Source organism: Micromonospora sp. NPDC048063 (genome assembly GCF_043202855.1).
In the GTDB taxonomy this organism is placed as follows: Bacteria; Actinomycetota; Actinomycetes; order Mycobacteriales; family Micromonosporaceae; genus Micromonospora.
On sequence record NZ_JBIDBG010000021.1, the window covers coordinates 1 to 26979 of the forward strand.

The following is a 26979-nucleotide window of genomic DNA, read 5'->3' on the forward strand; positions in this document are numbered from 1 at the left end:
AGAGCCGTGCTCGACGCCACCCACCGGACCAGCCGGGATGCTCATGCAACCCCAGGACCACCGGGCTGATCAAGCACCGGAGTCCTTTACATGAGGCGGTCAGCCGGCGCAGGTGGTGGCGGGCAGGCCGGGCACCGGCACCGGGGACCGACCCTCCGGCCGTGCCTTGCCGGCCAGCACCCCGGCGAGGGCGGTCATCGACGCCCGGCTGGACGAGTACGTCGCCAGCAGGGTCGGTGACTTCGCCTTCGCCAGCACGTACGGGGTGTCCATGGCGACCGTGACGGCGGCGTCGGCGCGCAGGTCGCCGGCGCCATCGCCGTACCCGACCAGGTGCACCACCGTGCCGCCGCTGGGCACCACCTTGACCCCGGCCGCGGTGAGCGCCTCGGTCAGCGCCGCCCGGGTGTGGTCGCGCCCGCCGGAGGAGGTGACGGTCACCGGGCCCCGGACCCCGCCGCCGCAGGCGCCCCGGAACACCGTCACGGCCGCCGCCGCCAGGTCCGCCGCCGCCTTGCGGTGCGCCGGGCCGCCCAGCGTGGACAGCTCGGGCGCGGGCCGGTCGGCGAGCTTGAACTTCATGGTCAGCACCCGGGTCGCGGCGTCGACGAGGCGGGCCCGGGGCAACGAGCCGTCGCGGAGCGCGGCGAGCAGCCCGTCGTACGCCTGGCCGACGTGCGGCGTCATCAGGATCAGGTCGTTGCCCGCCTGCAGCGCGCGCACCGCCGCCTCCCCCGGCGACCAGCGCTTCGCCGGCGGCATGTTCATCCCGTCGGTGATCACCACGCCCTGGAAGCCGAGCTGGCCGCGCAACACGTCGGTGAGCAGCTTGCGCGAGAACGTCGCCGCGGTGCCCGGGTCCACCGACCGGGCGTCGAGGTGGGCGGACATGACGGCCATCGCGCCGGCGTCGATGCCGGCGGAGAAGGGCGGCCAGGCACCGGTCTCCAGCGCCTTGCGGGACTGGTCGAGCACCGGCAGGTCCTCGTGCGAGTCGGCGGCGCTGTGCCCGTGGCCCGGGAAGTGCTTGACGGTCGCGGCGACGCCCGCGGCCTGCAACCCGCGGACCGCGCCGGCCACCTGCCCCGCGGTCACCTTCGGGTCCGCCCCGTACGACCGAGAGCCGATCACGGTGCTGCGGGTGGCGAGCACGTCGGCGACCGGGGCGAAGTCGAGGTTGATGCCCATCGCGGCGAGTTCGGTGCCGGCCGCCCGCCAGGCGGCCTCGGTCAGCTCCGGCTTCCCGGCCGCGCCCGCGGCGAGGGCGCTGGGCAGCAGGGTCACCCCGTCGGTGATCCGGGTGACCACGCCGTACTCCTGGTCGGTGCCGATCAGGAACGGCGCCTGACCGGCGGGCAGCCGACCGGCGGCCTCGCGCAGGCCGGTGGTGAGTCCGCGGACCTGCTCCGGGTTGTCGACGTTGGTGGTCTCCTGGTTGCCCTTGGTCGGGTCGTCGGCGCTGAAGCCGACCAGGATCAGCCCGCCGAGCCGGTACCTGGCGATCATTTCGGCCGGGGTGTCCACCCCGGCGAGCGCCTGGTTGCCGGCCTTCGATCCGGGCGAGACCCGGGTCGCCGAGTCGCCGTAGGCGTAGGGCATCAGCACCTGGCCGACCAGGTCCTCGTCGGCGAGCGTGCCGACCAGGGCGGCGGCGCGGGCGGCCGGGTCGGCGGCGGGCAGGCTCGCGCCGGGTGTCGGGGTGGCCGCGGCGCTCGTCGACGCGGGCTCAGGGCGGCGGTCCGCCGGCCCCGAGCATGCGGAGAGGAGCAGCGCGGTCAGGGCGGCGAGCGCGACGCCGGCACGTCGCGGGGTAGTCGACACGCGGCCCATCCCACCAGTTCACCCTTATCGGGGCAACCCGACCTTCGCGCCGCCGACGGGTCGGGACGCGGTCGGACGTGGGACGTCAGCCGACGCGGGTGAGCAGGGTCACCGGGGCGCCGTCGCCGGCGTAGCGGTAGGGCTCCAGCTCGGCGTCCCAGGCGGTGCCGAGCGCCTTGTCGAGCGCGTGCGCGAGGGCCTCCGGCGCCCGCGCGCCCGCCATCAGGCTGCGCAGCCGGTCCTCGCCGAGCTGGATGTCGCCGGCCGCGCCCACGGTCGCGCGGAACAGGCCGCGCCCCGGGACGTACATGAAGCGCTCGCCGTCGGCGCCGGCGCTCGGCTCCTCGGTGACCTCGAAACGGATCATGGGCCACTGCCGGAGGGCAGCAGCCAGCTCGGCGCCCGTCCCCGGACGACCGGTCCACCCGCACTCGGCCCGGCGGGCGCCGGGGTCGACGGGCTGAGCCGTCCACTGCAGGTTGACCGGCGCGGCGAGGACGCGCGCGATCGCCCACTCGACGTGTGAGCACACGGCGAGCGGGGTCGAGTGGACGTATACGACGCCACGCGTTGGCACGGTGACCTCCCGGAGAGCGAGGTGCGTCTTCCCCTACGACCTCGATCACCCGAGTGGCTTCTGGAACACATGATGACTGCTGTGACGGATGGTGCGCCAGGGAATCGGAAAATTCGCCGGTCGGAATAGTCGGACGGGTGACCGCCGTTGACCCCTCCAGACGCGATGACCAGCCAGGGACCGTGGTCGTGTACAGTTCCATCGGCGGCCTGTGCCGCGCACATCTTCCGCGGGCCCACTCACCAGGTGCCGTCCGCACAGCCCCCGGACGTTCCGTCCTCCCGTACGTCTTGCAAGGAGTACCTCCGTGGCGAGCAACACCTCTAAGACCGCGCGCGCGTCAGTCCGGGCCGGCCAGGCTGGCCAGGGTGGCGCCCTCAGCGTGCTGGGCGAGTTCAAGTACCTCATCCCGCTCAACGGCGGCAAGCACGCCTACGTGCGTAACCTGACCAACGGCAAGACCGCGCACCTGCGCACCGACTCCGAGGCCTTCGTCGAGGAGATCCGGACGCTGGCCGCCGCCGGCCACGCCGCGAAGATCCGGGCCGAGCTCAACAACCTCAACGCCACCCACCCGGGTGACGGCTGGGACGCCACCGAGAAGCGCCTCGTCGAGGCCGGCGTCTTCGAGGGCTGAGCCCTCCCCACGCGACACCTGGACCGCCCGTCGGGATCATCCCGGCGGGCGGTTCTTTTCACGCGCGCCTGACGTGTAAGGAAGGGCCCCTTCCTAACGCATTGCGTTAGGAAGGGGCCCTTCCTTACACGTCACCCCTCGAGCAGGGCGACCTCGCCGGTGGCCAGGTCGTAGAGGGCGCCGACCACGGCCAGCCGGCCGGCGGCGACGGGGCCGGCGAGCAGGTCGTCGGCGCGCAGCGCGGCCACCGTCCGCAGCACGTGCCGGCGGACCGCCAGCGGATGCGCCCGAGGATCGTCGACGCCCACCTCGGTCACCGCCGGGGCGATCTGTTCGACGAGGTGCGCCAGCGCGCCGCCCGGTGACCGTCCGCCGCGCAGCGCGTCCACGGCGGAGGCGACCGCGCCGCACCGCTCGTGCCCGAGCACCACCACCAGCGGTACGCCCAACTCCCCGACCACGTACTCGATGGAGCCGAGCACCGCCCGGTCGAGCACGTGCCCGCCGGTGCGGATCACGCAGATCGAGCCGAACGTCTGGTCGAAGATCGCCTCCAGCGGCACCCGCGAGTCGATGCAGCCGAGGAGCACCGCGTACGGCTGCTGGTCCCCGGAGGCCGCCGCGGCGGCGGCGGTGACGTCGTGGCCGTGGATCGGCTGGCCGCTGACGAACCGGCGGTTGCCGGCGAGCAGTTCCGCCAGGGCGGCCCGGGGTGTGCCGCCGGCCGCCCGCCCGGCCGGCGCGGGCCCGGGCGGCGTTGCCTGCGGCGACCCCATGCCCCCAGCTTGGCCGGCCCGGCCGGCGCCCGGACCGGGTTGCGAATCTTCTCACCGGCACGGTTGCCGTGGTGTCATGACGGGTAGCCGGTGTTACCACCGGGTATCCCCGGTGTTGCGGACCAGCGCGGCCTTGGGGAGGTGGCGATGCCGGAGCACGTCGAGGTACGTCTTCCCGACGACGTGCGGCTGCACGTCGAGGCGACGGGGCCGGCCGACGCCGAGGTCACCGTGGTGCTGCTGCACGGCTGGACGCTGGACGGGCGGGCCTGGCACCGGCAGCTCGCCGACCTGCGGGAACGCTTCGACGCCGCGGTACGGGTGGTGACCTACGACGCCCGCGGGCACGGCCGGTCGAGCTGCATGGCGCTGCCCACCGCCACCCTCGCCCAGCTCGGCGACGACCTGGCCGCGGTGCTGGACGAGGTGGCCCCGGACGGCCGGGTGGTGCTCGCCGGCCACTCGATGGGCGGCATGACGATCATGGAGTACGCGCACCGGCACCCCGAGCACTTCGCCGCACGCGCCGCCGGGTTGGTCTTCGTCTCCACGACGGCCGAGGGGCACACGCACACCGTCTACGGCCTGTCGCCCCGGATCGCCCGGTTGATCCGGCTCGCCGAGACCACCGGGGCCGGCGTGCTGGCCCGGTGCGGGTCCTGGCGGCCGCCCCGGGCACTGCTGCGGGCCCTGCGCCCCAGCATCCGCTGGATGCTCTTCGGCGACCGCTGCGACCCGCACGACATCCGGCTGGTCACCTCGGCGGTGGCCCGCGCCTCGCTCCGCTCGATCGGCGGGTTCCGCGCCTCGATCGGGGCGCAGCACCGGCTCGACACCCTCGCCCGGCTCGCCCACCTGCCGGCGGCGGCGCTGGTCGGCGACCGGGACCGGCTCACCCCGCCGCCGTGCGCCGAGTCGATCGCCGCCGCGCTGCCGGCGACGGAGCTGACCGTCTGTCCGGGCGCCGGGCACATGCTGATGATGGAACGCCCCGCCGAGGTCAACGCGGCGCTGGGCGGCGTGCTCGGCCAGGTGCTCGACGACGCCCGCTCCGCCGCTCCCGCCACCACCCGCAAGGGGTGACGCGGGCCGGCCGGGCGGGGTGACGCGGGCTCCTTTCCCGCACCTCAGGCGCAGCTGGTTGCGCGCGGGCCGTACCCTCTTGCGGTTGGCCTGGCGTGGTTCGCGCGGTTCGCGCCGCCCGCCGCCCACGTCAGGAGGAGCGACCGTTGACCGACCAGACCACCCTGGCGCAGGAGACCGCCGTCGAGCAGCGGCACCTCGACCGGGTGTACGCCCGACTGGCCGAGCTGCGCCGGTCGGCGGTCCGCGCCGAGAAGGAGGGCTACCGGCTCGCCCGGGTCGGCAACTTCGGGGCGCTGGTCGAGCGGGACGCGATGGTGTTCCACGCCGCGCAGCGGCGGCACGTGCTGGACGCCGAGCACGAGGGGCTGGTCTTCGGCCGGCTGGACCTGCGCGACCGGCAGGTGCTGCACGTCGGGCGGCTCGGCATCCGGGACGAGGACGCGACCACCCTGGTGGTCGACTGGCGGGCCCCAGCCGCCGCCGCCTTCTACCAGGCCACCCCGGCGGAGCCGCTGGGCGTGGTGCGGCGGCGCATGATCCAGTCCTCCGGTGAGCGGGTCACCCGGATCGAGGACGACCTGCTCGATCCCGCCGCCGCGCCCGCCGACATGGCGGTGGTCGGCGACGGCGCGCTGCTCGCCACGCTGTCGAAGGCCACCGGCCGGGGCATGCGGGACATCGTCGCCACCATCCAGCGGGAGCAGGACGAGGCCATCCGCTCCCCCGGTTCCGGGGTGACGATCGTCTCCGGCGGCCCGGGCACCGGCAAGACGGCGGTCGCCCTGCACCGGGCCGCGTACCTGCTCTACTCCGACCGCAGCCGGTACGCCGGCGGCGGCATCCTGGTGGTCGGCCCGTCCTCGGTCTTCGTCGAGTACATCGCCTCGGTGCTGCCCTCGCTCGGCGAGGACACCGCCACGCTGCACTCGCTGGGCACGCTGTTCCCGGGCATGAGCGCCACCCGTACCGACCCGCCGGCCGTGGCGGCGGTCAAGGGCTCGCTGCGGATGCGCCGGGTGCTGGAACGGGCGGCCCGGGACGCGGTGCCGGACGGCCCGGCCGAGCTGCGACTGCTCTACCGGGGCGAGCTGCTCCGGCTGGACCGCCGCGAGCTGGACGCCATCCGGGAGCGGGCGATGCCCCGGGGCGCCCGCCGCAACGAGGTGCGCCGCGCCGGCTTCGACGGCGTCTTCGCCGCGCTCTGGGCGCAGGCCCGTCGGCTGGGCATCGGCCGGCTGCCCGAGCAGCGCGCGTTCGAGGACGAGGTCGCCGAGCGGCCGGAGTTCCGGGAGTTCCTCAAGGCGTGGTGGCCCCGGCTGCACCCCCGGCACGTGCTGGGCTGGCTGGCCCGCCCCGACCGGCTGCGCCGGTACGCCGGCGGGATCCTCTCCGGCGCCGAGATCCGGCTGCTGACCGACGCGTACCGGAGCCTGGACCGCGCCGGGCTGACGATCGCCGACATCGCGCTGCTGGACGAGCTGGACGCGCTGCTCGGCAAGCCGATGAAGCCGGCCCGGCCGAAGCGGGACCCGTTCCAGCTGGCCGGCGGGGTCCGCGAGCTGAGCACGTTCGCCGACCGGCAGCGCGCGGCCCGCGAGGCGGCGCGGCAGCGCCCGGAGGACTACCGGGAGTACGCGCACGTCGTGGTCGACGAGTCGCAGGACGTCTCGCCGATGCAGTGGCGCATGATCGGCCGGCGCGGCCGGCTGGCCTCGTGGACGGTGGTGGGCGACCCGGCGCAGACGGCGTGGACGGGCGACCCGGAGGAGCTGACCCGGGCCCGGGACCAGGCGCTGGGCCGGCGCAAGCGGCACCACTTCACCCTGACCACGAACTACCGCAACTCGGCGGAGATCTTCGCGGTGGCGGCGGCCGAGATCCGCCGGCTGCACCCGGATCTCCCGCTGCCCAGGGCGGTGCGCTCCACCGGCGTCGACCCGGTCGAGCTGGTGGTGCCGCCGGCGGAGCTGGAGACCGCCGTGGTGACGGCGGCCACGGCGCTGCTGGCCGAGGTGGAGGGCACCGTGGGCGTGATCACGCCGGTGCCCCGCCGGGACGAGGTGGCCGGGTGGCTGGGCGGGCTGGGCGCGCCGCGCCTGCAGGTGGTGACCAGCCTGGAGGCCAAGGGCATGGAGTACGACGGCGTGGTCCTGGTCGCCCCGGGTGAGATCCGGGCCGACCCGGGTTCGGGCGTACGGACGCTCTACGTCGCGCTGTCGCGGGCCACCCAGCGGCTGACCACCGTCGACCCGACCGGCTGAGTCGTCCCGGCCGCCGCCGGGCAGTCACTTGCACATATTGCGATGTGAGCATAGATTGAACCGGGTCCGGACGGGTGACGGAAGGTGGGCGCGTGGGTGCAGGTCATGACCACCACCACGGGTCGGTCGCGAATGCCGCGCACCGCCACCGGGGCCGCCTCTGGGCGGCGTTCGCGCTGCTCGGCGCCCTGATGGTGGTGGAGGCGGTGGCCGCCTTCCGCACCGGCTCGCTGGCCCTGCTGAGCGACGCCGGGCACATGTTCACCGACGTGCTCGGCATCGGCATGGCGCTCGCGGCGATCACCGCGACCCGGCGCGCCGGCGCGGACCCGCAGCGCACCTTCGGCCTCTACCGGCTGGAGGTGCTGGCCGCCCTGGCCAACGCCGTGCTGCTCTCCGGCGTCGCGGTCTACGTGGTCGTCGAGGCCGTACGCCGGTTCGGCGACCCGCCGGAGGTGCTCGCCGGCCCGATGCTCGCGGTCGCCGTGCTCGGCCTGCTCGCCAACGTGGCCGCCTTCGCCCTGCTGCGGTCCGGGGCGAAGGAGAGCATCAACATGCAGGGCGCGTACCTGGAGGTGCTGGGCGACCTGCTGGGCTCACTCGGCGTGATCGGCGCGGCCCTGCTGATCGCCGTCACCGACTGGTGGTGGGCGGACCCGCTGGTCGCGGTGGCCATCGGGCTGTTCATCCTGCCCCGCACCTGGCGGCTCGGGCGCGCCGCGCTGCGCATCCTGGTGCAGGCCGCGCCGGAGCACCTCGAGGTCGCCAGGGTGCACGACCGGCTGGCCGCCGTGCCCGGCGTGGCCGAGGTGCACGACCTGCACGTCTGGACGCTGACCTCCGGGATGGAGGTGGCCTCGGCGCACCTGACCATGGCGCCGGGCGCGGAGGTCGGCGCGGTGCTCACCGCAGCCCGGACGGCCCTGCACGAGGACTTCCAGATCGAGCACGCGACGTTGCAGATCGAGCCGGGGGCGTCTCCCGGGGCCTGCGGGTCGGTTGAGTGGTAATGAGCACAGCCTTAAATCTGGGAGAGTATTGTTGACTTATGTCGGATTTGACGGTAAGCGGACAGGCACCCTCAGTCACCTGTGCTACACCAGTCACACCCGCACCGGTAGGCTCGGTTCCGGCCTCCGCCAGGCGGCACCCACCGGTGCCGGCGGTGGCCGCCGCCTAATCGCCCGGCGGGGCGAACCGGGGAACCAAGTTCGTGGGGTGCATCCGCGTCAGCGGTAGGGATCTTCCGTCCCGAACCCGTCAGCTAACCCGGTCGGCGGCTGACGGAAGGACACGTGTATGCCAGTGATGGCACCTGTACGACGACGCGCCGCCCGGTTGGCGGCCCTGATCGCCGTGACGCTCACCCTCGGCGCCGCGGTCGCCCCGGTCACCACCGCCCCCGCGGCGGCCGCCTCCCGGGCCGGCCTGCTCGCCGCAGCCCCCGGCCAGGACCAGGAGGGCGGCACGCCCGCCCTGCGGGCCCAGCTCGAAGCCGCCAGCAAGGGCTACCTGGACGCCAAGCGGGCGCTGGACACGTCGGTCAAACGGCAGCAGCAGCTCGCCACACAGCTCAAGGCGACCGAGAGCGAGCTGACCGAGCGGAGCAGCAAGGTCGGCGAGATCGCCGGGGTGGCCTACCGGACCGGCCGGCTGGGGGTGGTGTCCGCCCTGCTCAACAGCAGCTCGCCGGACGGCTTCATGGACCGGGCCGCCGCTCTCGACGCGGTGGCCGCCAACGAGGACCGGGCGCTCCGCGAGCTCCAGGAGACCCGTGACCAGGCCGCCCGCACCAAGCTGGCCCTGGACGGCGAGATCCGGGAGCAGCGCAAGCAGGTCACGCTGATGGCCAAGCGCAAGGACCAGGCGGAGCGGGCGCTGACGGTGGCCAACCGGTCGCAGTCGAGCGGCGGCGGGCCGGGCGGCAGCTCCACCGCGACGGCGAAGCCGGCGCCGCGCAACTCCGACGGGTCCTGGCCGTCCGAGTCGTGCAGCGTCAACGACCCCACCCCCGCCAACGGCTGCATCACCCCGCGCACCCTGCACGCGCTCAACCAGGCCAAGGCGTCCGGCTTCACCCGCTACGTCTCCTGCTACCGCCCCGGCGGCTCCGGCGAGCACCCCAAGGGCCGGGCCTGCGACTTCGCGGCTCAGAAGAGCGGGTTCGGGGGCGACGCCACCGGCGGCGACAGGACGTACGGCAACAACCTGGCGACGTACTTCGTCAAGAACGCCGACCGGCTCGCCGTGCTCTACGTGATCTGGTACAGGCAGATCTGGCTGCCCAGCAGCGGATGGAAGTCGTACAGCGGCGCCAACGGCGACCCGTCCAGCGACCACACCAACCACGTGCACCTGTCGGTCTACTGACGCCCCGGCCCCGGTGACCCGCTCGCGGGTCGCCGGGGCGACCGCCTTCCCGCCGCCACCTCCCCGGCCGACGGCCGGGCATGCCGCCGTGTCGTCGATGCCCGGCTCAGGCGGGCGGTGACTCCGGCGGGTGCCCGCCCAGGGCGACGCCGAGCCGGGCCGCCAGCCCCAGGTGGGCGGCGCGCGCCTGGCTGAAGGCGTAGCCGAAGAGCGGGACCGGCGCGGTGAGGGTGATCTCGACGTCGATCCGGACCACGCCGTCCGGCTCGGCCCGCAGTCGGGTCCGGTTGCGCACCGTGGTGGCCGGCCACTGCCGCGCCACGGTGACGATCTCGTCCGGCCCGTCGACCAGGACGTCGGCCCGGTAGGTGACCGGCAGGCGCAGCGGCCCGACGGCCAGCCGGTCGGTGATGAGGTAGCTGGCCCGCGCGCCGCGACGGGGCGACACCCGGCGGACCCGGGCGATCAGCGGGTGCAGGTCCTGCTGCCGGGCCGGGTCCGCGAGCAACCCTGCGGCGTCGGCGAGCGAGCAGCGCGCCTGGACGGTGTAGCTGAAGGAATCCCGCCTGAGCACGCCGTCTCCCCACCGTCGCCGTCGCCCGATCGTCGCGCACCGGCGGCGCGCTGGCAACGGCGCGCCGCTCCGCGCGGATGCCGGCCTTGCGATCCGCGCGTCACCGAGGCGTCCGACATCGACCTGTCGGGCCGCGGCGACGACTGACGCCAACGGGGCACCGGCGGGACCCCTGCCGGCGGGTCAGGCGCCGGGGAGGACCTCGGGGGCGGGCGCGCCGGCGTAGTAGGGCTCAGGGGCGCCGAAGAGGCCGAGCAGGCCGGTCACCCAGAGCTGCCGGTGCACGAACCGGCTCGGCTCGGTGACGACGAGCTTGACGCCGCTCACCTCGGCGGTCTGGAAGCCGGCGACCATCGCGCTGATACCGACGGAGTCGATGAAGGTGACGAGCCTCATGTTGAGCTCGATCCGGCTGGGGCGCCCCTTGGCCAGGACCTCGGCGATCGCCTCGCGCACCTCGTATGCGGTGTCGACGTCGATCTCGCCCCGGGGGGCGATCTCGATGACACCACCGGGCATAACCGACTTCACGATCGACAGGCTCACGCGAGCACCTCCACTCGCCCGTCCGACGGGCGCCTCATCAGTACGCGGGCCGCGACCGAGAGTATTCCTCCGACGGCCTCGGTCGCCACCCCTCGGGATGAGCAATTCGCGGATGAGGGCGCACCAAGTCGCCCTTGTCCGGACTTTTCACTTCTTGTTCACCCAACGATCAGCTGCCGCTGACGCGTCGCCGACCCAGGGTAGCCGTCTCCCGCCGGCACCGCCCGGCACCCGAACTTCCTGGCGTGGCCGGCCCCGCTCCCGCCCGCGGGTTGCCCATCCTGCCTAGCATCGGCCCGAAGAACGAGTGCCACGACGGGAGGACGATCGATGATCAGGAGACTTGCCGCGCTGGCCGGTGTCGGCGCGTTGCTGGCCCTCGTGCTGGCCTGCGGCTTCGGCGGCGGCGACGATGACGACGACGATGACGACGACTTCGCGCGCGGCGTGACCGCGGTGGTCACGCTCCGCTGACGCACGGCGAGGGCCCCAGCCCGGTGTCCGGGCTCGCCCCGCGCCCGGCGAGGGTTTGCGGAGGTGCCCGGTTGGGCACAGGCGGAACGAGCGAGCCATGACGCGCCGGTGAGACGTCGAAGTCCGAAGTGGCCGCCGGCTTCGGCCCGAGGAGGTAACCCACCATGTTCGGTACCAATCTGCTGGATCGCCGCAGCAAGCCCGAGCGGATCGCCGACCAGGCGTGGCAGAACCTGGTCTCGGCGGTCAGCTCCGCGGGCGACAGTGTCCGCGACACCGCCCGGTCGGCCCGCCGCGGCGGCTCCGGCCTCGCCGACGAGGCCGGCGACCTGGTGGGCTCCGCGGCGGACGAGGCGCGCCGCCGGGCCACCCTGGCCTTCGACGCGCTCGCCGGCCGCCGCCCCACGCTGCCCTGGACGCTGTTGATCGGCGCCGCGCTGGTCGGCGCGGCGATCGGCTGGGCCGCCGGCACCGCCGCGCGGGCCGCCGGCAGCCGGGACGACCGGGCGGCGGACGACATCGAGTTCGTCGACGTGGACCGTCCCAACTCCCCCGTCGGCCTCGACGGCTGACCCACCCCGACCTACGGGCACACCGCGGGCCCCGGTCGACCCCTGAGGGTCGGCCGGGGCCCGCGCCGTACCTCCCGGACAGGGCACAGCCACCCGGGTCGGGTGAGGGTCGCTCACCCCCGCCCGCGCCAGGATCGGTCCCGGCGGGCCCGTGTGCACAGGCAGCTATCCCGTGAGGAGTGACAGATGGCCATCGAGACGATCACCCGTACCGACCAGGACATCCAGTCCGCCGTCCTCGACGAGCTGACCTGGGAACCCCGGGTGAGACCGCACGAGATCGGCGTGACCGTCTCCGAGGGCGTGGTCACGCTGACCGGTCGGGTCGACAGCTACGCCAAGAAGTGGGCCGCCGAACGGGCGGCGCACCGGGTCGCCCGCGTCCGGGCGGTCGCCAACGACCTCGCGGTACGCATCGGCACCGGCGCCGAACGCGCCGACCCGGACATCGCGGCGGCGGCGGGGCACGCGCTGGAGTGGGACGCCTTCGTCCCGCTGGAGCAGCTCGACGTGACGGTCTCGCAGGGCTGGGTGACGCTGCACGGCGAGGTGGACTGGGAGTACCAGCGCCGCGCCGCCGAACGGGCGGTGGCCCGGCTGACCGGCGTACGCGGGGTCAGCAACGGCATCACCGTCCGCCCCGCCATCCGGCCGGACGGGCACGCCCTGGCCGCCCGGATCGTCGACGCGCTGGCCCGCAACCGGGCCACCGAGGCGGAACGGATCACCGTCCGGGTGCACGGCGACACGGTGGTGCTCGGCGGGCTGGTCCACTCGATGCCGGAGCGGGCGGAGGTGGAACGCACCGCCTGGTGTGCCCCGGGCATCCGGGAGGTGCAGAACCACATCGCGGTCGCCCCCGTGCTGGCCTGAGCCGCCGTGCCCCGGTCGGCCCCCGACCCCGGCGGCGAGGCCTCCGACGTGGCCCGACGGGCACGCGGGCCGAACCACCCGGGCGGGGTGAGCCGCCCTCACCCCGCCCCGGGCCAGCCTGGGAGACATGACTGATCCGAAGGGGTCGACCCGTGCCGGGCGCGCCGCGCCCGGGTCCCGCCCGCCGGCCACCCGGCCCGGCGCCGCACGCCTCCGGCGGGCGGACGACGGCCGGCTGCTCGCGCCGGAGCGCCTCGGCACGGATCGGCGGGTGACGACCGGATGACCACACCACTGCAGGTCACCGCCCGCCTACGGACCCCGGTGACCGAGCACGACCACGTCCGCGGGCCGGTGGACGCGCCGGTGACGATCGTCGAGTACGGCGACTTCCAGTGCCGGTTCTGCGGGGCCGCGTACCAGAACCTGCGGGAGGTGCTACGGCAGCGCGCCGAGACGGTGCGGCTGGCGTACCGGCACTTCCCGATCACCAACATGCACCCGTACGCCGAGCACGCCGCCGAGGCCAGCGAGGCGGCCGGGCGGCGGGGACGGTTCTGGGCGATGCACGACTGGCTCTACGAGCACCAGGACCAGCTCGACCCGGTGCACCTGTCGCTCGGCGTCGCGCAGCTCGGCCTGCCCGCCGACGAGGTCAACGCGGAGGTGGAGCGGCAGGCGCACGGCGACCGGGTACGGCGGGACTTCGTCGGCGGCATCCGCAGCGGCGTCGAGGCCAGCCCGACCCTGTTCGTCAACGGGGTCCGCCACGACGCCGGCTACGACCTCGCGGACCTCCTGGCCGCGGTCGACGCCGCCGCCAACCCCTGACCCACCCGCCCACGCGGTCAGATCAGGTGGAGGTCGCGGGCGCGGCGGACGGCTTCGCGGCGGCGGGTGGCGTCGAGCTTGCGGTAGATGTTGCGCACGTGGGTCTTGACCGTGTTGACCGACAGGGACAACTCGGCGGCGATCTCCACGTTGGACAGGATGCTCTGCAGATAGCGCAGGATGGTCAGCTCGCGCTCGGTCAGCGGCTCGTCCAGCGCCGCCGGGCGCTGGTCCGCCGAAGTCCGGTCGGGCGGCGTGTCGGCGCCCCGGACCAGGTCGCTGACGGTCGGCCAGTGGGCGGTGCCCGCGTCGAGGTGGGCGGCGAGCAGGTCCCGGACCCCGGGTTCGGCTCGGGTGAACGCCCGCCGGAACCCCTCCGGGCCCGCCAGGTCGAGGGCCCGCTCCAGCACCCGTCCGGCCCGCCGGTCGTCGCCCGCCCGCCGCGCCAGCACCGCGTCCAGCACCGCCGCGTCCAGGCGTACGGGCAGCGGCCAGTCGGCCGCCCCGGGCGCCTCCCAGTCGGGCAGCGCGTACCCGGCGGCGCGCGGGTCGCCGGCGCGCAGCTCCACCCGGGCCAGCGCGATCGCCAGCGGCGGGTCGGCCCCGTCCCGGACCCGGTCGGCGAGCAGGTGCCGGGCCGTGTCCAGGTCGCCCCGGATGCCGCGCAGGTCCGCCTCGGCGGCCAGCAGCCAGGACGCCAGCTCGGCGGCCCGCGGCCGGTCGGCCAGCCGCTCCCGGGCCTCGGCCAGCGCCCGGTGCGCACCGGGCAGGTCGCCGGCGTCCCGCAGCAGGCCCGCCCGGCACAGCGCCGCCGTCGCCGCCACGGTCGACTCGCCCGTGGCCGGCGCGGCCAGCGCCAGGTGCGCCTCCGCCTCCTCGGGTTGGTCGCGGTGCAGCGCGACCAGGGCCAGCGCCAGGTACCCGTGCGCACAGTCCTCCCGGCACGACCAGCCCCGGCACGGCGGCATGGCCAGGGCGTCCCGGGCCAGCGCCTCGGCGGTCCGCAGCTCGCCCCGCACGGCGTGCAGGAGCGCCGCCCGGCTGGCGCACACCAGCTCGGTACGCGGCCGCCCCGCGTCCCGGGCCGCCGCCAGCGCCCGGGCGAAGGCGGACCCGGCGGCGGCCAGGTCGCCGTCGGCCAGGTCGGCCAGCCCGAGCGCGGTGCCGGCGACGGCACGCACGTCGGCGTCCTCGACGGCGTCGCCGCGCGGCTCGACCGGCAGTGCCGGCCCCGGGGCGAGCGGCCAGGCGGCGGTTCCCAGCCGCTCCCGGCCGGTCGGGGACACACCGGTCGGCCCGCCCGTCGCGAGCACGCCGGTCGGGCCGCCGATGGGCCCGCCCGTTGTCGGCACGCCGGTCGGGGGCACACCGGTCGGGGATGCGTCCGTCGCGGGAGCGCCGGTCGCCGGTGGCGAGGACGGAACCGTCGAGCCCGGCGCGGGGCGGCCGGCGAGCAGCCGGGCGGCGGCGGCGCGTACCGCCTCGGGGTCGCCGGCCAACCGGGCCAGGGTGACCTCCAGCGCGGCGACCAGCCGACGGAACCGGTCCCGGCGCGGCGCCGGCAGCGACCGGGCGGCGTCCACGGCGGCGCGCAGGTGCCCGGTGGCCGCGGTCGCGTCCCCGGCCCCGGCGCGCTCGGCGGCGCAGGCGAGCGCCAGCTCCGGGTCGCGCCGCACGGCCTCCGGCGGCGGGGGGGCGGGCGCCGGTCCCCCGGGCTCGTCCCGGTCGTACGGGACCAGCTCCGGCCAGCGGGTGACGAACAGCTCGGTGGCCCGGTCCCAGTCCCCGCCGGCCAGCGCGTGCCGCAGCCCGTCGGCGGGCCGCCCGTTGTCGGCGTACCAGCCGGCCGCCCGCAGGTGCAGGTCGCGCAGCTCGTCGGCGGGCAGCCAGCCCAGCTCGGCCCGCAGCAGGTCGGCCAGCAGCGGGTGGCAGCGGTACCAGGGCGGGCGGCTGTCGTCGCGGCGGAGCAGCCCGCCGTCGCCGGCCAGGGCCGCCAACGCCTGCTCGCCGTCGGCCCGCCCGGTGAGCGCGTCGACGAGCCCGGCGCAGACCGCGTCGGCCACGGCGGAACGCCGCAGCACGTCCCGGGCCTCCGGCGCCAGCCCGGCCAGCACCTCCTCGCGCAGGTAGCCGGCGACATCCGGCTGGTCGCCGCCGAACTGCTCGGCCCAGCGGGCCGGGTCTGGCTGCCCGCGCAGCGCCAGCGACGCGAACCGCAGCGCCGCCGGCCAGCCGCCGGTCCGCTCCCGCAGCCGGCGCACCCCGGCCGCCGGCAGCGTCACCCCGTGCGCGGTCAGCAGGTCGGCGACCTCGTCGCCGGTGAAGGCCAGCTCCTCCGGGCCGATCTCGGTCAGCTCCCCGGCCAGCCGCAGCCGGTGCACGGCCAGCGGCAGCCCGCCACGCGCGCCGACCACCAGCCGCAGCCGCTGCTCGGCGTGGCGCAGCAGGAAGTCCAGCCCGGTCAGCGCTGCCGGGTCGGTGATCCGGTGCAGGTCGTCCAGGACCAGCAGCACCGGCCGTTCCCGGGCGGCGAGGGCCGCGGCCAGCACCTCCAGCTGGTCGGGGCGGGGCGAGCGGTCGGGCACGGGCGGACCCGGCGCGTCGTCGGCGGGATCGGCGGCCGCGCGCAGCGCCGCCGCCAGGTAGGACCAGAGCCGGTCCCCGTCGTCGCCGGCCTCCACCGACACCCACGCCGGCAACGGCCGGACGGGCCCCGCCGGGGCTTCCGCCGCGCCGAAGTCGCCGGGGCTCGCGCCGGACGCCACCGTGTCCCGGGCGCCCTCGGCCGCGGCCGTCACCGGCCCCTCCCCCGTCCGGCCCGGGTGGCACCCGGCCTCCCCGGCAGCCCGGAACCAGGAGGCGAGCAGCGTCGTCTTGCCCCACCCCGCCGGGGCGCAGACCAGGGTGACCGGGCCGGCCGTCCCCGCGTCCAGCGCCCGCAGCAGCCGGGGCCGCAACAGCAGCGGCTCCGGCGGCGCGGCCGGGCTCAGCCGGGACGCCAGCAGCGGCGCCCCCGCCGGCCCGCCCGCGACCGCGACGACCCCGGTGTCCCGTACGTGCTCCGGCATCCGGCCCCACCCCCACGGACGCGTCCACTCCCCAGGCCATGCGACGGGCGGTTACCCGGCCGGGCCCGGTTCACCCCTTCGGGGGGAGCCTGCGTCACCCGGGCCACGGCGACTTTGGTGGCACGCGGGCGACCGGCCGCGCCCGACGGCGCGCGACCCGGGGGGCCGGTGGGACGGAGGACACCGAGGTGGACGCGCGAGGACGGAGGGACCGGTGGGACGCATCGCGGGGATGGCCGGAGCCGGGCTCGCCCTCGCCGCGGCGGCCGGGGCGGCGCTGCGGGCGCTGGCCGTACGCCGGCAGGGACGGACCTGTCCCCGTGCGGCCGGAGCCGACCCGCGGCCCGCGCGCTGGCAGGTGGTGACCGTCGACCGCGCGCCCGGCGAGGTGCTGCCCGGCGGACGCTGGCCGGAGCCCCTGCGCCGGCTCGGCGGCGCGGTGCAGGTGGAGCTGCGCCCGGCGCCCGGCTGCCGGGGCACGGAACTGGCCGCGCGGCCGCTGGCCGGCGCGACCCCCACCGGACTCGCCGCCCACCTCGTCGGCGACGATCCGGGGCTGCTGATCCGCCAGGCGCTGCGGGAGGTCAAGCAGCTCGCCGAGACCGGCGAGGTGCTCCGCGCGGACCGCTCCGCCGTCGACCGACCGGCGTCGTGGGTGGCAGACTCGGCGGATGCGTGAGCAGCGGGCGTACGACGTCGTCCTGTTCGGGGCCACCGGCTTCACGGGCGGGCTGACCGCCGAGTACCTCGCCCGCCACGTCCCGCCCGGGTTGCGCTGGGCCCTCGCCGGGCGCAACCCCGGCAAGCTCGCCGCCGTCCGGGACCGGCTGGCCGCGATCGACCCGGCGCTGGCCGGGCTGCCCCTGCTCATCGCGGACGTCACCGATGCCGCCTCGCTGCGGGCGGTGGCCGAGAGCGCCCGGGTGGTGGCCACCACCGTCGGCCCGTACGTCCACCACGGGGAGCCGCTCGTCGCCGCCTGCGCCCGCGCCGGCACCGACTACCTGGACATCACCGGCGAACCGGAGTTCGTCGACCTGATGTACGTGCGCCACCACGACGAGGCGGTGCGCACCGGGGCGCGGCTGGTGCACGCCTGCGGCTTCGACTCGGTCCCGCACGACCTGGGCGTCTGGTTCACGCTCAGGCACCTGCCGGCCGGCGTGCCGATCACCGTCGACGGCTTCGTCCGGGCGGGCGGGCGGTTCTCCGCCGGCACGTACCACTCGGCGCTGCTCGCCTTCTCCCGGCGGGCCGAGACGTCCCGGGCGGCGCGCGAGCGCCGGCAGGTCGAGCCGCGCCCGACGGGGCGGCGGGCCCGCGCGGTGCCCGGGCGGGTCGGCCGCGACAGGGCGCTGGGCATGTGGACGGTGCCGCTGCCGACCATCGACCCGCAGGTGGTACGCCGCTCCGCCGCCGCCCGCCCCGAGTACGGCCCGGACTTCCGCTACCGGCACTTCGCCGCCGTGAAGCGGCTGCCCACGGTGCTGGCGGGCGCGGTCGGGCTGGGTGGCCTGGTCGGCCTGGTGCAGCTGCCGCCGGCCCGGCGCTGGCTGCTCGGCCGGCTCGCCGCCGGGCAGGGGCCGACGCCGCGGCAGCGGGCGAAGTCCTGGTTCCGGGTCCGGTTCGTCGGCACCGGCGGCGGCCGGCGCGTGCTGACCGAGGTGGCCGGCGGCGACCCCGGGTACGACGAGACGGCGAAGATGCTCGCCGAGTCCGCGCTCTGCCTGGCCACCGACGACCTGCCGGCCACCTCGGGCCAGGTCACGCCGGTGACCGCGATGGGCGACGCGCTGCTGGACCGGCTGGTGCGGGCCGGGATGACGTTCCGGGTGCTCGACGAGCCCCGCTGACCCGTGGGCCCCGACCGACCGGCCGACGTGACCGGCGACGAGGCCGGACACGACCGGCGGCCCGGGCGGTCGGTGGCTTGACCCTCGACCAGGTTGAGACGACAGGATCACCGCCGTGGAGAGCGACCTGCGCAGCATCGGCGAGCTGGCCCGGGCCAGCGGGCTGACCGTGAGCGCCCTGCGGTTCTACGACTCGGCCGGGGTGCTGACCCCCGCCCGGGTCGACCCGGTCACCGGCTACCGCTGGTACACCGGCGACCAGGTGGCGCCCGCCCGGCTGGTGGCCGGGCTGCGCCGGGTCGGCATGCCGGTGGCCGAGATCGCCGCCGCGCTGCGGTCCGCGCCCGCCGAGGTGCACCGCCTGCTGGACGCGCACCTGCGCCGCCTGGAGGACGGCCTCGCCGACGCCCGCCGCGAACTCTCCCGGATCCGTACGCTGATCGATCCCGAGGAGCGCCCCATGGCCACCCGCCTCGTCCTGTCCCGTGTCGACCTGGCCGCCGCCGTGGACGCGGTCCGCTTCGCGGTCGGCACCGACCCCGACCTGCCGGTGCTGACCGGCGTGCTGTTCGACGCCGACGGCGACGGCGTACGGCTGGTGGCGACCGACCGGCACCGGATGGCCCTGGCCCGGGCGGCCGGCCGGGTCGACGGGCCGCCGGCGCGGGTGCTCGCCCCCGTCGCCTTCGTCGACGAGGCGCGGGCCCTGCTCGACACGGGCGCGGGGAGCACCCCCGAGGCACGCCTGACCGTGGCCGGCGGCGCGATCTCGGTCTCCGTCGCCGGCCGTACGGTCGACGCCGCCGTCCTGCCGTACGACTTCCCGGACTACGCCCGCCTGCTGCGCGCCGCCCCCGGCGACGGGCCGGCGCACCGGCTGACGGTCGACGCCGCCGCCCTGCGGTCGGCCCTGACCAGCGCCGACGCCCCCGTCGTCAGCCGGCGGCACGACGGCGCCCCGCTCGCCGTGACCGTGCTCGGGCCGGACGGCCGGGGCGGGGTGCGGCTGCTCGGGGCCGACGAGCTGGCCGGGGAGGAGGACGCGTTCCGGGTCGGCGTCAACGGCGACTACCTGCTCCAGGCCCTCGACGCCGCCGGCCCGGGGCAGTTGCTGCTGGAGCTGGACGGCCCGATCGCGCCGCTGGCCGTCCGCCGCCCCGACGACGCCGACGCCTTCTCCATCCTGATGCCGATCCGGCTCTGAGGTGTAAGGAAGGGTCCCTTGCAATCGCCTGGCGATTGCAAGGGACCCTTCCTTACACGAGGGCGAGCACGTCGGGCTCGCGGGTCGCGCCGCGCGGGGCGGTCGTGGGGGCGGCGGGCGGTGTCCGGCCCGGCCCGGGGCGCGACCGGGCCGCGACGGTAGCATCGGTGGGTCCACCTGACGTCCGGACGGAGGCGTACGGAGCAGCATGCTCGACATGGAGTTGATCCGGAAGGATCGCGAGGCGGTGGAGACCGCGCTGGCGAAGCGACTGGATCCCGCCGAGGTCACCCGCGCCCTGGACGAGATCCAGCGGCTCGACCAGGAACGCCGTGCCCTGATCAGTGGGATCGACGCCGAGCGGCAGCGCCGCAAGGCCGAGGCGCGCGCGTACGCGCAGGCGAAGCGGGCCGGCACCGAGCCGCAGGTGACCGCCCCGGAGGCCGAGCGCAAGCAGCTCGCCGAGCTGGAGAGTCAGCTCGACGAGGTGCAGACCCGGCTGCGCGACCGGATGAGCGAGCTGCCCAACCTCCCGGCCGACGACGTGGTCGGCGGCGGCAAGGAGGCGAACCGGGTCGTCAAGACCTTCGGTGCGCCGCCGGCCATCGAGAAGGTCCGCGACCACGTGGAGCTGAGCCGCGCGCTGGGTCTGGTCGACCACGAGCGCGGCGTGAAGCTCGGCGGCTCCGGCTTCTGGATGTACACGGGCCTGGGCGCCCGGCTGGAGTGGGCGCTGGTCAACTGGTTGATCGAGCGGAACATCGAGGCCGGCTACGAGTTCCTGCTCCCGCCGCACCTGCTGCTGGACACCGCCGGCTTCGCCGCCGGCCAGTTCCCCAAGTTCTACGACGACGTCTACCACCTGGACCGGCAGTCCGCGCCGCGCGGGCAGTTCCTGCTGCCCACGGCGGAGACCGCGATCCTCGGGGCGTTCCAGGACGAGATCCTGGACACCGCGAAGCTGCCGCTGAGGGTGTTCGCCTACACCCCGTGCTACCGGCGCGAGGCGGCCGGCTCACACTCGGACGAGCGCGGCACGGTGCGGGGCCACCAGTTCAACAAGGTGGAGATCTTCCAGTTCACCCTGCCCGAGCAGGCCGACGCCGCGCTGGAGGCGATGGTCGGCCACGCGGAGAGCCTGGTCGAGGCGCTGGGCCTGCACTACCAGCGCACCCTGCTGTCGGCCGGCGACGCCAGCGCCGCGATGCGGAAGACCCTCGACATCGAGGTGTGGATGCCGAGCACGGGCAAGTACAAGGAGGTCTCGTCGGTCTCCTGGGGCGGCGATTACCAGGCCCGCCGGGCGGCCATCCGCTACCGGGAGCCGGGCGGCAAGCAGACCCGCTTCGTGCACACCCTCAACGGGTCGGCGCTGGCCACCAGCCGCCTGTTCCCGGCCATCCTGGAGCAGTTCCAGCAGCCCGACGGCTCGGTGCTGGTGCCGGAGGTGCTCCGCGACCGGTTGGGCACCGACCGCCTCACGCCGGCCCGCTGACCTTCGGCCCTCGCCCCCGCCTCGCGTCTGCCGCGGGCGGGGGCGACTCGGCCGTGGCGAGCCGCGGTGCCGCCCGCACGGACGGCGCGACTGCCCTTCACTTCACGACAACACAGTGACGCATGTGCATGCGTTGACAGTCACTGCAACGCGCTTGTAATCTTTCGGAAACTTTCAGACCGGGCTGCAACTTTCCGGCAGCATCGGGCCCTCCCCCGGCCCGCCGCCGCCCCGCCCCCGCACCCCGTCAGGAGTCCTCCGATGCAGAGACGTCGACGTCTGTCGGCGATCGTCGCCCTCGGCGTGATCGCGGGCCTGATCGTCCCCACCGCCGCGACGGCGCCCCCGGCGGCCGCGGCCCCGGCCGGCAGCAAGAAGGTCATCGCCAACCTCTTCGAGTGGAACTGGGCCTCGGTGGCGACCGAGTGCGGGACCACCCTCGGCCCCCGGGGCTACGGCTGGGTCCAGGTCTCCCCGCCCCAGGAACACGTCCGGGGCTCGCAGTGGTGGCTGGCCTACCAGCCGGTCAGCTACCGGATCGAGTCCCGCAAGGGCACCCGCGCCCAGTTCAAGTCGATGGTCGACGCCTGCCACGCCGCCGGGGTGAAGGTGATCGTGGACGCGGTGGTCAACCACATGTCCGGGCAGGACAACGGCGGCACCGGGTGGGCCGGCTCGTCGTACGGCCACTACGACTACCCCGGGATCTACCAGACCCAGGACTTCCACCACTGCGGTCGCAACGGCGGCGACGACATCGCCAACTACAACGACCGCTGGGAGGTGCAGAACTGCGAGCTGGTCAACCTCGCCGACCTGAAGACCGAGTCGGACTACGTCCGGACACGGATCGCCGGCTACCTCAACGACCTGCTCTCGCTCGGCGTCGACGGCTTCCGGATGGACGCCAGCAAGCACATGCCGGCCGCCGACATCGCCGCCATCAAGGGCAAGCTGTCCCGCCCGGCGTACCTGGTGCAGGAGGTCATCCACGGGGCCGGCGAGCCGATCCAGCCGGGTGAGTACACCGGCAACGGCGACGTGCACGAGTTCCGCTACGGCAAGGACCTGGCCCGGGTCTTCCGCTCCGAGAAGCTCGCCTACCTGCGCAACTTCGGCGAGGGCTGGGGGCACCTGCCCAGCGGCTCGGCGGCGGTCTTCATGGACAACCACGACACCCAGCGCGACGTGGGCGGCGTGCTGACCTACCGCGACCGGGGCATCTACGCGCTGGCCAACGCGTTCATGCTCGGCTGGCCGTACGGCTCCCCGACGGTCATGTCGAGCTATACGTTCAGCCAGCGCGACCAGGGCCCGCCCTCGGACGGCTCGGGCCGGACCCTGGACACCACCTGCTACTCCGGCTGGGAGTGCGAGCACCGCTGGCCGGTGATCGCCAACATGGTCGGCTTCCGCAACGCCACCGAGGGCGCCGGCGTCGCCAACTGGTACGACAACGGCAACAACCACATCGCCTTCAGCCGCGCCGGCAAGGGCTATCTGACGGTCAACGACGAGGACCACGCGATCACCGGCCGGTCCTACCACGCCGGGCTGCCGGCCGGCCGCTACTGCGACGTCATCCACGGCACCTTCGCCAACGGCACGTGCAGCGGGCCGGTGATCACTGTGGACGGCAACGGCTGGTTCGCCGCGAACATACCCGCCCACGACGCCGTCGCCATCCACGTCGGCGCCCGGCTCAGCTGACCCGCCACCCCACCGACGGCCCCCGCCCCCGGTCGACTTTCCGGCCAGGGCGGGGCTTCGTCGCTCCCCACCCGTTACAGTGACTTTGTGCGTTTTGACCGAATGATCCGGCGACGGGCGGGCCTGCTGGCCGTCGCCGTGGGCGTACCCCTGCTGCTGGCGGCCGTCGGGGCCACGGGCTGGGCACTGACCTACCGCACGCCCTCCGCACCTCCGGTCGTCGCGCCGCCCACGCCGACCGTCGCCGCGCCGAGCAGCGCGGCCCCGACGCCGGAGCGGGTGCCCGTCGCCGCGCCCGCGCCCGACGACCTGCCGGTGGTCGACTACGACCCGGCACCCACCGGATTCCCGGCCGACCCGGACACCCTGGACACCACGCCGCTGACCGAGGGCCTGCACCCGACCCGCGAGATCGCCGCCTACACCGCCCCCGGCGGGCGGCCGCTGGCCTTCCTCGCCCCCACCATCAACGGCGTTGAGCTGACCATGCCGATCGCCCAGCGGCGCGCCGGCTGGACGGCCGTGCTGCTCCCCTCGGCCAACCGCACCCTCGCCTGGCTGCCGCCCGGCGGCTTCACCACCGTGCCGCTGCGCGACCAGCTCGTGATCGAGCGCAGGCCGCACCGGCTGACCTGGTACCGCGCCGGCCAGGCCGTCCAGTCCTGGGAGATCAGCCTCGGCCAGCGCGGCCAGGAGACCCCGCTGGGCCGGACCTTCGTCCTCGGCCGCACCCCGCCGCCGCAGGACGTGTACGGGGGCGTGGACATCTTCGCCCTCGGCGCGGTGCCCGACGACCCGGAGTCGGTGCCGGCCAGCCTGCGCGGGGCGCACATCGGCATACACAGCTGGTACCACGACGGCGAGCTGGGCAAGAAGACCACCAACGGCTGCATCCGGCTGACCAAGAGCGGGCAGCGGAAACTGCTGGCCGAGGTGCGCCCCGGCACCGAGGTGGTGGTGGTCGACGAGCTGCCCACCCCACCCCCGACGGCCTGACGGCATCGACGCCGCCCGCACCGAACGCAACCGTCCGGACGAGCGCTTCCGGTAGCAGAAGTTCACCACTGCCTGCTTCCGACCCTGTCAGCTCGGGGCTTGCGGTACCTGCGTCCAGAGGCCCCGAGCCGACAGCTCACTCGGTGTGGAGCACCTCGGCGATCGTGAGCCGGGCCGCGCCGCGGGCCGGGACCAGTGCACCGAGGAGCGCGATCACGACGCCAGCGAGGGCCATGAGCGCGAGCGTCGGCGCCTGCCACACCTCCAGCACCGAGTGTGGGATGGCGATCCGGGCCGCGTCGGCGGTGGTCGGCACGATGTACCTGTGCGCGACGATCCCCAGGGGGATGCCGAGCACACCGCCGGCCGCGCCGACGACGGCCATCGACGTCAGCACCATCGTGACGACCTGGCGCGGCGTCATCCCGATCGACTTGAGCATGCCGAGGTCGCGGCGGCGTTCTCGGACGTTGAGCACGACCGTGTTGAAGACGCCGAGGGCCGCGACGGTGGACAGCAGTAGCGAGAGCACCGACGAGAAGCCGATCACGGTCACCGCGAAGTCGCTGAGCTGGGAGGTGTCCCACGCGTCGATCCCCGGGTCGGCCGCTTTGACCGCGGCGACGTACGCCGCGACGTTGCCACCGGTCTTGAGCTGGACCTGGTAGTACACCTCGTGTGGTTTGACGGCGCGGTCCGGTGCGAGTTCGGTGAGGACGCGCCAGTCCACGAACATGCCGGGCGGTCCGGGCGCGCCGTCCATCGTCTCGCCGATCACGGTCAGCACCGTCCGCCGTCCGCCAAGCTCCAGGGTGAGCTTGTCTCCGACGTTCAGTCCGCGCTCACGCATGAGTTCCGACGGCACGACTGTCTCGTGCACCCGCGTCATCCAGCGTCCGGCGGTGAGCTCGTCCTGGTACCCCATCGACGAGTAGTCACCGCGAACGAAGTTGACGGTCAGCGGCTGGGTCTGCCCGAGGGCGGGGACCGGCAGTCTGAAGACGGGGGTGACCCGGGCGACGTCCGGCAGCCCGCGCAGCAGCTGCTCGACCTGGGCGTCGGTCCGAGTGGTGGTGGCCTGCGGCCCCGTGGGCGGCAGCTGACCTTCGGGGGCGATCCGCGTCCGGCCGTCTGACGGCCGGACCCCGATCTGTCCCGAGGCCCGGTCTTCGATCGTGGAGATCCGGGTCAACGTGTCGGCCAACCCGGTCGCGAACGTCACGGTGGTCACGCCGAGCAGGACGGCCACGACGGTGAAGGCGGTCCGGCCCGGTCGCGCGAACGGCAGGCCCAGCCCGAGGGTGACCGGACGCGACAGCCGGACACCGGCGAGCCAGCGCTGGATCCGCGTCCCATGCCCGGTCCGTGGGGAGCTGCCGGCGCTGATCGCCTCGGCGGCTGACAGCCGGTGTGCCCGGACGGCGGGCACGAACGCCGCCAGGGCGACGAGTGCCGGCACGCCGCCCAGCCCGGCGGCCCAGATCCAGACGCCGACGTTGATGCCGACGTCGAGTCCGAGGCCCTGGAACCCGTCGCTCAGCAGCGGCTGGGCGGCGAGGGTGCCGACGACGGTGCCGAGGACACAGCCGATGAGGGCGGGTACCGACACCATGACGAGGTAGACGGCGACAACCTGGCGTGGTGTGAATCCGAGCGCCTTGAGGATCCCGATGTGCCGGAAGCTGGAGACGACCGCGCCGCTGACCACGTTGCCCACGATGACGACCGCGACGATCAGTCCGAGCATGCCGAACGTGGCGAGGAACGGCACGTACACGCCGATGTCCGAGGCGACCTTCTCCTTGACGACGAGATACGGCTGCGCGGCGATCAGCGCGCCCGCCGGCAGGCTGGCCGTGACGGCGGCCAGGTCGGCGTGGACAGCGGGCTTCGTCGACACGTCACCGGTGAACCGGTAGAGCATCTGGGCCGACGTGGGGTGCAGCGCGGTCATCTGTTCCGGTGACACCCAGGCGTCAGCGGTCTGGCTGAGACTGTGAGCCCGGCCGACGACGGTGTACCGCTTGCCGCCGAGGGTCATTTCTCCGCTGTCCGGCGGGAATCCCCTTGGGTCGGCGCCGGGATCGGGCTGGTTGAGGACGATCTCACCGGGGGCTGTGGGCCAGCGCCCCTGCCAGAGGTCGAGACGGTCCACCGAGCCGCCCGGGTCGGCGCGTCCCACGACGGTCAGCGGACCCCGTGGGCCCGGCCCGCCGCCCTCGGTAAGGTCGAGCGTTACCTGCCCGAACGGTCCCGCCGCGGCCGCCACGCCGGTTCGCTGGCCGGTGAGCTGCGCGTCGTTGACCTTGGCGAGGTCGTACACGGCGATCGCGTGTGGCCCCTGCTGCCTGGCGAAGGCGCGGTCGAACGGCGCCGAGGACGCCTCGAGCAGCGCCAGCGCCACGACGATCGTCGTGGTGGAGAGCAGGACGACCAGGCCGATGACGAACGTCTGCACCCGGCGTCGCCGGACTGCGGCCCGCGAGGCCCGCCACACGGCACTCATGCGCGTTCCAGACTGCGTTCGCGGGTGATCCGCCCGTCGGCCAGTTCGACCACACGGCTGGCACACCGCGTCGCGAGCCGCTCGTCGTGGGTAACGATGAGCAGGGTCTGTCCGATCTGGTTGAGGTCCAGCAGCAGGTCCATCACCTGCTCGCCGGAGCGGCTGTCCAGGGCACCGGTCGGCTCGTCAGCGAGCAGCAGTGCCGGGCGGTTCATCAGGGCCCGGGCCACCGCGACGCGCTGGCGCTCGCCGCCACTGAGAGCCGCCGGATACGCGTTACGCCGGTCGGCGATGCCGAGTTCGTCGAGCAGTTCCATGGCCCGCTTGCGTGCCGGGCCCGCCTTGGTACCGGTCAGCTGGGCGGCGAGCGCCACGTTGTCGATCGTCGACAGGTCGTCGAGCAGGTTGAAGAACTGGAAGATCATGCCGATCCGGTGCCGCCGGAACAGCGCCAGCTTCGTTTCGTCCAGCCGGCCCAGCTCCTCGTCGTGGACGCGCACCGATCCGGATGTCGGCCGGTCCAACCCGGCGATCATGTTCAGCATGGTGGACTTGCCGCAGCCCGACGGGCCCATCACCGCCACCGCCTCACCGGTGCGGATCTCGAGCGACACGCCGTCGAGGGCGGTCGTGTCGCCGTACTCTTTGCGGACTTTGTCCAGCCGCACGACGCAGGTGTCAGTGGTCATGGCAGCACGCTATGGCCGCGGGTAGCGCCCGGCCGTCGGTCCCGGGATGTAAACCGTCGG

Annotated in this window: 24 protein-coding genes and 1 riboswitch; of the genes, 16 read left to right on the forward strand and 8 right to left on the reverse strand. The window is 74.9% G+C overall.

All coding sequences use genetic code 11. The annotated features are described in order from the left end of the window. Window positions 1-99: 99 nt before the first annotated feature. Window positions 100-1830 (reverse strand): glycoside hydrolase family 3 protein, encoded by a 1731-nt coding sequence (locus ACGFZ2_RS30260; RefSeq protein WP_393459444.1) that lies wholly within the window; start codon window positions 1828-1830, stop codon window positions 100-102. Between the two features lie 76 nt (window positions 1831-1906). Then, the gene (locus ACGFZ2_RS30265) at window positions 1907-2398 is read right to left on the reverse strand and encodes a DUF3145 domain-containing protein (RefSeq protein ID WP_350707719.1); all 492 of its coding nucleotides are present in this window, start codon (window positions 2396-2398) and stop codon (window positions 1907-1909) included. A gap of 307 nt (window positions 2399-2705) precedes the next feature. Here ACGFZ2_RS30265 and ACGFZ2_RS30270 point away from each other — a divergent pair, with 307 nt between their 5' ends. Further along, window positions 2706-3035 (forward strand): hypothetical protein, encoded by a 330-nt coding sequence (locus ACGFZ2_RS30270; RefSeq protein ID WP_393263165.1) that lies wholly within the window; start codon window positions 2706-2708, stop codon window positions 3033-3035. A gap of 131 nt (window positions 3036-3166) precedes the next feature. Here the strand turns inward: ACGFZ2_RS30270 and ACGFZ2_RS30275 are convergent, their stop codons facing one another. Continuing rightward, a complete protein-coding gene (locus tag ACGFZ2_RS30275) occupies window positions 3167-3811 on the reverse strand; it encodes a carbonic anhydrase (protein ID WP_393263166.1) in 645 nt (214 codons plus the stop codon). 147 nt (window positions 3812-3958) lie between these two features. Here ACGFZ2_RS30275 and ACGFZ2_RS30280 point away from each other — a divergent pair, with 147 nt between their 5' ends. From ACGFZ2_RS30280 to ACGFZ2_RS30295, 4 genes are all read left to right on the forward strand, one after another. Continuing rightward, entirely contained in the window at window positions 3959-4894 is a 936-nt protein-coding gene (locus ACGFZ2_RS30280; RefSeq protein WP_393459447.1) for an alpha/beta fold hydrolase, read from the forward strand. 146 nt (window positions 4895-5040) lie between these two features. Further along, a complete protein-coding gene (locus ACGFZ2_RS30285) occupies window positions 5041-7158 on the forward strand; it encodes a HelD family protein (protein WP_393459450.1) in 2118 nt (705 codons plus the stop codon). A 92-nt stretch (window positions 7159-7250) separates the two neighbouring features. Beyond that, the gene (locus tag ACGFZ2_RS30290; RefSeq protein WP_393459453.1) at window positions 7251-8168 is read left to right on the forward strand and encodes a cation diffusion facilitator family transporter; all 918 of its coding nucleotides are present in this window, start codon (window positions 7251-7253) and stop codon (window positions 8166-8168) included. A 153-nt stretch (window positions 8169-8321) separates the two neighbouring features. Then, window positions 8322-8453: riboswitch (cyclic di-AMP (ydaO/yuaA leader) on the forward strand. A 13-nt stretch (window positions 8454-8466) separates the two neighbouring features. After that, the gene (locus tag ACGFZ2_RS30295) at window positions 8467-9528 is read left to right on the forward strand and encodes a coiled-coil domain-containing protein (RefSeq protein WP_393459604.1); all 1062 of its coding nucleotides are present in this window, start codon (window positions 8467-8469) and stop codon (window positions 9526-9528) included. A 106-nt stretch (window positions 9529-9634) separates the two neighbouring features. On the opposite strand, the gene ACGFZ2_RS30300 is transcribed toward ACGFZ2_RS30295, so the two are convergent. Further along, on the reverse strand, window positions 9635-10102 hold the full coding sequence (locus ACGFZ2_RS30300) for an SRPBCC family protein (RefSeq protein ID WP_393459456.1): 468 nt from the start codon (window positions 10100-10102) through the stop codon (window positions 9635-9637). Window positions 10103-10285: 183 nt separating this feature from the next. Continuing rightward, on the reverse strand, window positions 10286-10648 hold the full coding sequence (locus ACGFZ2_RS30305; RefSeq protein ID WP_350683044.1) for an STAS domain-containing protein: 363 nt from the start codon (window positions 10646-10648) through the stop codon (window positions 10286-10288). A gap of 330 nt (window positions 10649-10978) precedes the next feature. Here ACGFZ2_RS30305 and ACGFZ2_RS30310 point away from each other — a divergent pair, with 330 nt between their 5' ends. The 5 genes from ACGFZ2_RS30310 (at window position 10979) to ACGFZ2_RS30330 (ending at window position 13398) form a co-directional block, all read left to right on the forward strand. After that, window positions 10979-11122, forward strand: a complete 144-nt coding sequence (locus ACGFZ2_RS30310) for a hypothetical protein (protein ID WP_350707704.1) — start codon at window positions 10979-10981, stop codon at window positions 11120-11122. Between the two features lie 164 nt (window positions 11123-11286). Next, window positions 11287-11694 carry a hypothetical protein gene (locus ACGFZ2_RS30315; protein WP_393459459.1) on the forward strand — a complete coding sequence of 136 codons (408 nt, stop codon included), beginning with the start codon at window positions 11287-11289 and terminating at the stop codon, window positions 11692-11694. A 186-nt stretch (window positions 11695-11880) separates the two neighbouring features. Then, window positions 11881-12567 carry a BON domain-containing protein gene (locus ACGFZ2_RS30320; RefSeq protein WP_393263178.1) on the forward strand — a complete coding sequence of 229 codons (687 nt, stop codon included), beginning with the start codon at window positions 11881-11883 and terminating at the stop codon, window positions 12565-12567. Between the two features lie 127 nt (window positions 12568-12694). After that, window positions 12695-12853 carry a hypothetical protein gene (locus ACGFZ2_RS30325; protein WP_393263180.1) on the forward strand — a complete coding sequence of 53 codons (159 nt, stop codon included), beginning with the start codon at window positions 12695-12697 and terminating at the stop codon, window positions 12851-12853. Then, window positions 12850-13398 (forward strand): DsbA family protein, encoded by a 549-nt coding sequence (locus ACGFZ2_RS30330; protein ID WP_393263182.1) that lies wholly within the window; start codon window positions 12850-12852, stop codon window positions 13396-13398. The genes ACGFZ2_RS30325 and ACGFZ2_RS30330 overlap by 4 nt, the downstream gene beginning before the upstream one ends. A gap of 17 nt (window positions 13399-13415) precedes the next feature. Here the strand turns inward: ACGFZ2_RS30330 and ACGFZ2_RS30335 are convergent, their stop codons facing one another. Beyond that, the gene (locus ACGFZ2_RS30335; RefSeq protein WP_393459462.1) at window positions 13416-16466 is read right to left on the reverse strand and encodes a LuxR C-terminal-related transcriptional regulator; all 3051 of its coding nucleotides are present in this window, start codon (window positions 16464-16466) and stop codon (window positions 13416-13418) included. Window positions 16467-16698: 232 nt separating this feature from the next. On the opposite strand from ACGFZ2_RS30335, the gene ACGFZ2_RS30340 reads away from it, so the two are divergent. The 6 genes from ACGFZ2_RS30340 to ACGFZ2_RS30365 all read left to right on the forward strand — a co-directional run bounded on the left by ACGFZ2_RS30340 (window position 16699) and on the right by ACGFZ2_RS30365 (window position 23724). Then, window positions 16699-17145 carry a hypothetical protein gene (locus tag ACGFZ2_RS30340; protein ID WP_393459607.1) on the forward strand — a complete coding sequence of 149 codons (447 nt, stop codon included), beginning with the start codon at window positions 16699-16701 and terminating at the stop codon, window positions 17143-17145. Next, the gene (locus ACGFZ2_RS30345) at window positions 17138-18319 is read left to right on the forward strand and encodes a saccharopine dehydrogenase family protein (protein ID WP_393459465.1); all 1182 of its coding nucleotides are present in this window, start codon (window positions 17138-17140) and stop codon (window positions 18317-18319) included. The genes ACGFZ2_RS30340 and ACGFZ2_RS30345 overlap by 8 nt, the downstream gene beginning before the upstream one ends. 127 nt (window positions 18320-18446) lie before the next feature. Beyond that, window positions 18447-19523: a MerR family transcriptional regulator gene (locus tag ACGFZ2_RS30350; protein ID WP_393459610.1), complete on the forward strand. Its 1077-nt coding sequence runs from the start codon at window positions 18447-18449 to the stop codon at window positions 19521-19523. Between the two features lie 208 nt (window positions 19524-19731). After that, entirely contained in the window at window positions 19732-21018 is a 1287-nt protein-coding gene (gene serS / locus ACGFZ2_RS30355; protein ID WP_393459468.1) for a serine--tRNA ligase, read from the forward strand. Window positions 21019-21279: 261 nt separating this feature from the next. Beyond that, window positions 21280-22728, forward strand: a complete 1449-nt coding sequence (locus tag ACGFZ2_RS30360; protein ID WP_393459471.1) for an alpha-amylase family glycosyl hydrolase — start codon at window positions 21280-21282, stop codon at window positions 22726-22728. An 87-nt stretch (window positions 22729-22815) separates the two neighbouring features. Beyond that, window positions 22816-23724 carry a L,D-transpeptidase gene (locus ACGFZ2_RS30365; RefSeq protein WP_393459474.1) on the forward strand — a complete coding sequence of 303 codons (909 nt, stop codon included), beginning with the start codon at window positions 22816-22818 and terminating at the stop codon, window positions 23722-23724. 136 nt (window positions 23725-23860) lie between these two features. Here the strand turns inward: ACGFZ2_RS30365 and ACGFZ2_RS30370 are convergent, their stop codons facing one another. Both ACGFZ2_RS30370 and ACGFZ2_RS30375 read right to left on the reverse strand, forming a co-directional pair. Further along, window positions 23861-26230 carry an ABC transporter permease gene (locus ACGFZ2_RS30370; RefSeq protein WP_393459477.1) on the reverse strand — a complete coding sequence of 790 codons (2370 nt, stop codon included), beginning with the start codon at window positions 26228-26230 and terminating at the stop codon, window positions 23861-23863. After that, window positions 26227-26919, reverse strand: coding sequence for an ABC transporter ATP-binding protein (locus ACGFZ2_RS30375; RefSeq protein ID WP_393459480.1), 693 nt, complete (start codon window positions 26917-26919; stop codon window positions 26227-26229). Before ACGFZ2_RS30375 ends, ACGFZ2_RS30370 begins: the two co-directional genes overlap by 4 nt. Window positions 26920-26979 lie beyond the last annotated feature (60 nt).

What these genes read in the sequence shown, in the direction of transcription:
- ACGFZ2_RS30295 (WP_393459604.1), top strand. Translation starts at nt 8,467, where the DNA reads ATGGCACCTGTACGACGACGCGCCGCCCGGTTGGCGGCCCTGATCGCC.
- ACGFZ2_RS30280 (WP_393459447.1), top strand. Translation starts at nt 3,959, where the DNA reads ATGCCGGAGCACGTCGAGGTACGTCTTCCCGACGACGTGCGGCTGCAC.
- ACGFZ2_RS30360 (WP_393459471.1), top strand. Translation starts at nt 21,280, where the DNA reads ATGCAGAGACGTCGACGTCTGTCGGCGATCGTCGCCCTCGGCGTGATC.
- ACGFZ2_RS30325 (WP_393263180.1), top strand. Translation starts at nt 12,695, where the DNA reads ATGACTGATCCGAAGGGGTCGACCCGTGCCGGGCGCGCCGCGCCCGGG.
- ACGFZ2_RS30375 (WP_393459480.1), bottom strand. Translation starts at nt 26,919, where the DNA reads ATGACCACTGACACCTGCGTCGTGCGGCTGGACAAAGTCCGCAAAGAG.
- ACGFZ2_RS30320 (WP_393263178.1), top strand. Translation starts at nt 11,881, where the DNA reads ATGGCCATCGAGACGATCACCCGTACCGACCAGGACATCCAGTCCGCC.
- ACGFZ2_RS30275 (WP_393263166.1), bottom strand. Translation starts at nt 3,811, where the DNA reads ATGGGGTCGCCGCAGGCAACGCCGCCCGGGCCCGCGCCGGCCGGGCGG.
- ACGFZ2_RS30345 (WP_393459465.1), top strand. Translation starts at nt 17,138, where the DNA reads ATGCGTGAGCAGCGGGCGTACGACGTCGTCCTGTTCGGGGCCACCGGC.
- ACGFZ2_RS30370 (WP_393459477.1), bottom strand. Translation starts at nt 26,230, where the DNA reads ATGAGTGCCGTGTGGCGGGCCTCGCGGGCCGCAGTCCGGCGACGCCGG.
- ACGFZ2_RS30260 (WP_393459444.1), bottom strand. Translation starts at nt 1,830, where the DNA reads ATGGGCCGCGTGTCGACTACCCCGCGACGTGCCGGCGTCGCGCTCGCC.
- serS (WP_393459468.1), top strand. Translation starts at nt 19,732, where the DNA reads ATGCTCGACATGGAGTTGATCCGGAAGGATCGCGAGGCGGTGGAGACC.
- ACGFZ2_RS30315 (WP_393459459.1), top strand. Translation starts at nt 11,287, where the DNA reads ATGTTCGGTACCAATCTGCTGGATCGCCGCAGCAAGCCCGAGCGGATC.
- ACGFZ2_RS30340 (WP_393459607.1), top strand. Translation starts at nt 16,699, where the DNA reads ATGGCCGGAGCCGGGCTCGCCCTCGCCGCGGCGGCCGGGGCGGCGCTG.
- ACGFZ2_RS30330 (WP_393263182.1), top strand. Translation starts at nt 12,850, where the DNA reads ATGACCACACCACTGCAGGTCACCGCCCGCCTACGGACCCCGGTGACC.
- ACGFZ2_RS30310 (WP_350707704.1), top strand. Translation starts at nt 10,979, where the DNA reads ATGATCAGGAGACTTGCCGCGCTGGCCGGTGTCGGCGCGTTGCTGGCC.
- ACGFZ2_RS30335 (WP_393459462.1), bottom strand. Translation starts at nt 16,466, where the DNA reads ATGCCGGAGCACGTACGGGACACCGGGGTCGTCGCGGTCGCGGGCGGG.